5 protein-coding genes and 1 tRNA gene are annotated in these 4,541 nt (G+C 61.7%); 1 reads left to right on the top strand and 5 read right to left on the bottom strand.

All coding sequences use genetic code 11. From position 1 onward, the window contains the following. The 5 genes from AC1DT3_RS12815 to AC1DT3_RS12795 all read right to left on the bottom strand — a co-directional run. On the bottom strand, nt 1-192 hold a 192-nt coding region (locus tag AC1DT3_RS12815), incomplete at its 3' end, for a GNAT family N-acetyltransferase (protein ID WP_477465634.1). Nucleotides 193-373: 181 nt separating this feature from the next. Further along, a tRNA-His gene (locus tag AC1DT3_RS12810) sits at nt 374-450 on the bottom strand. A gap of 121 nt (nt 451-571) precedes the next feature. Beyond that, a complete protein-coding gene (locus tag AC1DT3_RS12805; RefSeq protein WP_477465633.1) occupies nt 572-1,546 on the bottom strand; it encodes a tripartite tricarboxylate transporter substrate-binding protein in 975 nt (324 codons plus the stop codon). Nucleotides 1,547-1,608: 62 nt separating this feature from the next. Next, on the bottom strand, nt 1,609-3,111 hold the full coding sequence (locus tag AC1DT3_RS12800) for a tripartite tricarboxylate transporter permease (RefSeq protein WP_477465632.1): 1,503 nt from the start codon (nt 3,109-3,111) through the stop codon (nt 1,609-1,611). Then, on the bottom strand, nt 3,111-3,779 hold the full coding sequence (locus AC1DT3_RS12795; RefSeq protein ID WP_477465631.1) for a tripartite tricarboxylate transporter TctB family protein: 669 nt from the start codon (nt 3,777-3,779) through the stop codon (nt 3,111-3,113). Before AC1DT3_RS12795 ends, AC1DT3_RS12800 begins: the two co-directional genes overlap by 1 nt. Before the next feature lie 451 nt (nt 3,780-4,230). On the opposite strand from AC1DT3_RS12795, the gene AC1DT3_RS12790 reads away from it, so the two are divergent. Then, nucleotides 4,231-4,541, top strand: a 311-nt coding sequence (locus AC1DT3_RS12790) for a TerC family protein (protein ID WP_477465630.1), incomplete at its 3' end; no start/stop codon positions are given.

The following is a 4,541-nucleotide window of genomic DNA, read 5'->3' as shown; positions in this document are numbered from 1 at the left end:
GCTCTCCAGCAGGGACGCAAAATACGGCTCGAACTTCTCCCTCTTATAGCGGTCATTTGCCGGATGCCCTGCCCACACCTCGGGATGACCGGCCGCGGAAAACAGCGCGTCGAAATCCTCGCGCTTCAGCGGTCTGATCGACAGGGTGTCGCCCGTGATCTCGGGCTGGGGATCAAAATTATTTTCGAACATGCTCGATGTGTCCGTCTGGCCGACTCTGGAGGGAATATACAGCGACCGACGGCGACGGTCATGGCTCCACCGTCGGTGCGCGCATAGGAATATGCATGCGCGACCTATCACAGTTGCCAATTCTGCAAAACGGGAGGAGCTGGAGGGCGCCTAGACAGGGCTCAAACCCTTACGGCGTAAATGGTACAGCCGCCCCGGCTTGAACGGGGGACCCCCAGATCCACAATCTGGTGCTCTAACCAACTGAGCTACGGCTGCACGCCGGGCACGGTGTAATCGCCCGGGCGACCAATTTCAAGGCTTGTTTGCGGTCACGAGCCCGCAAATGAAAAAGGCGGGCTGTGAGGCCCGCCTTCCGAGGAAAATCAGCCTTTTGACCCTATTCGGCGGTCGCGCCGGCGGCCTTCAGCACCGGAGTCCAGCGGGCGACCTCGGTTTCGACGAGGGTCTGGAGCGCCGCAGGAGTGCGTCCGGCCTTATCGGGAATGACACCGCCGAGGTCGAGCAGGCGCTTGCGGGTGTTCTCGTCGTCGAGGGCCTTCACGAGGGCGTCGTTGAGCTTCGTGACGATCTCTGGCGAGGTTCCCTTCGGGGCAAAGACGGCGTTCCACGCGCTGATCTCGTACCCGTCGAGACCGGCTTCCTTGGTGGTCGGCACGTTGGGCAGGGCCGGGGACCGCTGGGGGGTTGCGATAGCGAACGCCTTGATGTTGTTGCCCTGGATCTGCGGGGCGACGTTGACGATCTGGTCGGTCATATAGTCGACCGTATTGCCCATGAGGTCATTCAGAGCCGGCCCGGTGCCGCGGTAAGCCACCATCGTGGGTTTCGTCTTGATGATCGAATTGAAGAAAATTCCGGTGATGTGCGACACGGATCCCGCGCCCGCGTGGGCCATGTTCACCTTGTCGCCGTTGGCCTTCATGTACTCAACGAAGCCCTTGAGGTCGGTGGCCGGAAAATCCTTCTTCGCGACGATCACGATCGGTGTGCCTGCGGCAAGGCCGATCGGCGCGAAATCCTTCGCGGGATCGTATTTCAGATTGGGATAAAGCGCCGGCGCGGCGGCGTGGGTTCCCATATGGCCCATCATGATGGTGTAGCCGTCGGGCTGCGCCTGGGAGGCGCGTGTGATGCCCGTGGTGCCGCCGGCACCGGCAACGTTCTCGATCACGATCTGCTGGCCGAGAGTGCGCGACATGTGATCGCCGACAATACGGGCGATCACGTCCGTCGGGCCGCCCGCCGCAAAGGGCACGACCATGGTGATCGGACGCTGCGGGTAGTTGCCCTGCGCCTGTGCGGCGGCGGCAATCCCGAGAGTGGCGGCAAGAGCGATGGCGATAGTTCTCATATTCATCTCCCTGGATGGTTGTTGTTGGACCTATTGTGACGTTGTTCGCGTGCGAGGCAAGCTCACTCGGTGAAAACCTCGTCCCTTCCCTTACGGACGGACGGAAGCAGCGCGAACACGAGCAGGATGAGCGCGACGGCCAAAAGCCCGGCGCTGATCGGACGCTCGACGAAGGTCGAGAGCGACCCCCGCGAAATGATCAATGCGCGCCGCAAATTCTCTTCCATCAATTTGCCGAGGACGAAGCCGAGCAGCATCGGCGCAGGCTCGAAGCCGAACTTGATCAGCATGTAGCCGACGAGCCCGAACAGCGCGATGAACATCACGTCGGTCGGCAGCGAGTTGATGGAATAGATGCCGATGCAGCAGAACATCAGAATCGCCGGGAACATCAGGCGATATGGCACTTTGAGAAGCCTGACCCACATCCCGATGAGGGGAAGGTTGATGATCAGCAGCATCAGGTTACCGACCCACATGGACGCGATCATGCCCCAGAACAGGTTGGGATTGCGCGTCATCACCTGCGGCCCCGGCACGATGCCGTGGATCGTCATGGCGCCTACCATCAGCGCCATCACCGCATTGGGCGGAATGCCGAGGGTGAGGAGCGGAATGAACGATGTCTGCGCGCCTGCATTGTTGGCCGATTCCGGTCCCGCAACGCCTTCGATGGCGCCGCGGCCGAAACGGCTGGGGTCCTTCGCCAGTTTCTTTTCCACCGTGTAGGCGGCAAAGGGGCCGAGCACGGCGCCGTTGCCGGGCAGGATACCGAGAATGGAACCGATCAGCGTCCCGCGCAGGACGGAGGGGTAGGCTTGCTTGAAATCCTCCCAGTTCGGCAACAACCGACCGATCGCTCTATGCACGACGTCGCGGCTCTCGGTGTGGTCGAGGTTGCGCAGGATTTCAGCGATGCCGAAAATGCCCATCGCCAAGACAGCGAAGTCGATGCCGTCGGACAGGAAGGGCAGCCCGAACGTCATGCGTTCCTGACCCGTTTCGAGATCGGTGCCGACGGTCGACAGCAGAACGCCGGTGAGAATCATCGCGATGGCTTTGAGAATCGATCCGCGTGCCAGAACGACCGCGAAGACGAGGCCCATGACCATCAGCGAAAAGTATTCGGCTGGCCCGAAAACCAGCGCAAGCCGCGTCAACGGCGTCCCGAGTGCCGCAATGACGAGCGTCGCGACGGTGCCTGCAAAGAACGACCCGATGGCCGCAATGCCGAGGGCGACACCGGCGCGGCCCTGGCGGGCCATCTGATGGCCGTCGAGGGCCGTCACGACGGATGTCGCCTCACCTGGAATGTTGACGAGGATCGCCGTCGTCGAGCCGCCATATTGGGCGCCGTAATAGATGCCGGCGAGCATGATCAGGGCGCCGACGGGATCGAGCCCGAAGGTGATCGGCAACAGCATCGCGATCGTCGCGATCGGCCCGACGCCAGGCAGCACGCCGATGAGCGTTCCGACAAGACAACCGAGAAACGCGAGGCCGAGATTTTGCAGGCTCAGGGCAACTGAAAATCCCAGGCTGAGATTGGAAAGAAAATCGCTCACTAGCCTTCCTCCGTCTCGACAGCCACATCGACCTTGGTGCTGCGCCGCCGGCGACCGGAGACGATCATCACGATCGCCACCACAACCATCGCGGCGGCCGTGGCACGCAGGATCGCTTTCTGTGACCAATCCGCAGGGAAGAGCGCCGCGAAGCTCTGCGGGAAGATCGGAATTGGAAGGTTGAGCATGTCGCCGAAAAGCAGCATGCAGAACGGGGTCAGGCAAAGCGCCAGGACCACCAATTCGCGTATCCGCGCCTCCGGTGTCGCGCAGCCGCCGATGATGATGGCCAGGGGGCCGGCGACGACCATGCCGAGGCCAGGCAGCGACAGCCCACCGAGGCTGAACGGCCGAATCGTCGCTGCAAAGGCCAGGATCGCCAGCATGATGAGGAGCGGTCCGCGCAGGCCCCAGCTCTCCAGCGCGTCGCCGGCCTTCGTGAAGGCCGCGACCAGGAGGGCGATGCCGCATAGGCCGACGCCGACGGCGAGCCAGTCGGGCAGCATGGCGGGGCCCATGGAACTGAGAGTTCCCTTGGGCAGATCGCGCATCAACCATAGGGCCAAAGCGGCGAGAAGGAGCAGCAGAATTCCGCCGGCCAGGTTCTGTGGCGCGCGAATCCGCCCTCGCGAACCCGAATATTCGGGGCCCGGCGCAGGAGTATTCATGGTGGCCTCCCTCAAGCGCTTGGCTTCGCGCCAACCGTCTTCAGGCCGATTTGTGCCCCAAAGCTTTGTCCGGGATCAAGCGATTTGGATCGGTTTTCAGAGCCTTAGGACTGAATACGACCCTAGACTATCGATCAAGGCGAAGGAGTTTGAGACGCGATTTGGTATGGTTTTCCAACCGAAACCGCATTCGCCGACGGATACTGGGCACTCCAGCCAAATGACTTGATCGACGGACGCCAGTTATCTAATGAACAACATACCAGGCCGGGCCCCTCTGGCAGCTCCTACGGAGCAGCGATGTCGGACTGGAATCATAGCCAGGGTGGCCTGGAATGCGTCAGGACCGATAAGTCCTGGGTCCATCGTCCGCGAGAACCCCGACGGGCAGCTCCGGCGATAGTGTGCCAGCGCATCTCATGCACGCCCCTGAAGATAGATGAGGCATCGCATGAATGAATACCTGACACAGTTCTTATCGCCCGAAGTCATCGCCTTCATCCAGGTCGTGATGATCGATCTCGTCCTCGCTGGCGACAACGCTATCGTGATCGGATTGGCGGCAGCCGGGCTCCCGAAGGAACAACGCWACAAAGCTATCCTCGTCGGCGTCATTGCCGCGACTGTGCTGCGCATCATCTTCGCCGGTCTCACGATCCAGCTTCTCCAGATCGTCGGTCTGCTTCTCGCCGGTGGTATTCTGCTGCTCTGGGTATGCTGGAAGATGTGGCGCGAGCTTCGCGTGACCCATCAGGAAGAAGA

It is taken from the genome of Microvirga sp. P4_G7, from assembly GCF_056401005.1.
This window is presented reverse-complemented; position numbering and strand designations above follow the sequence as displayed.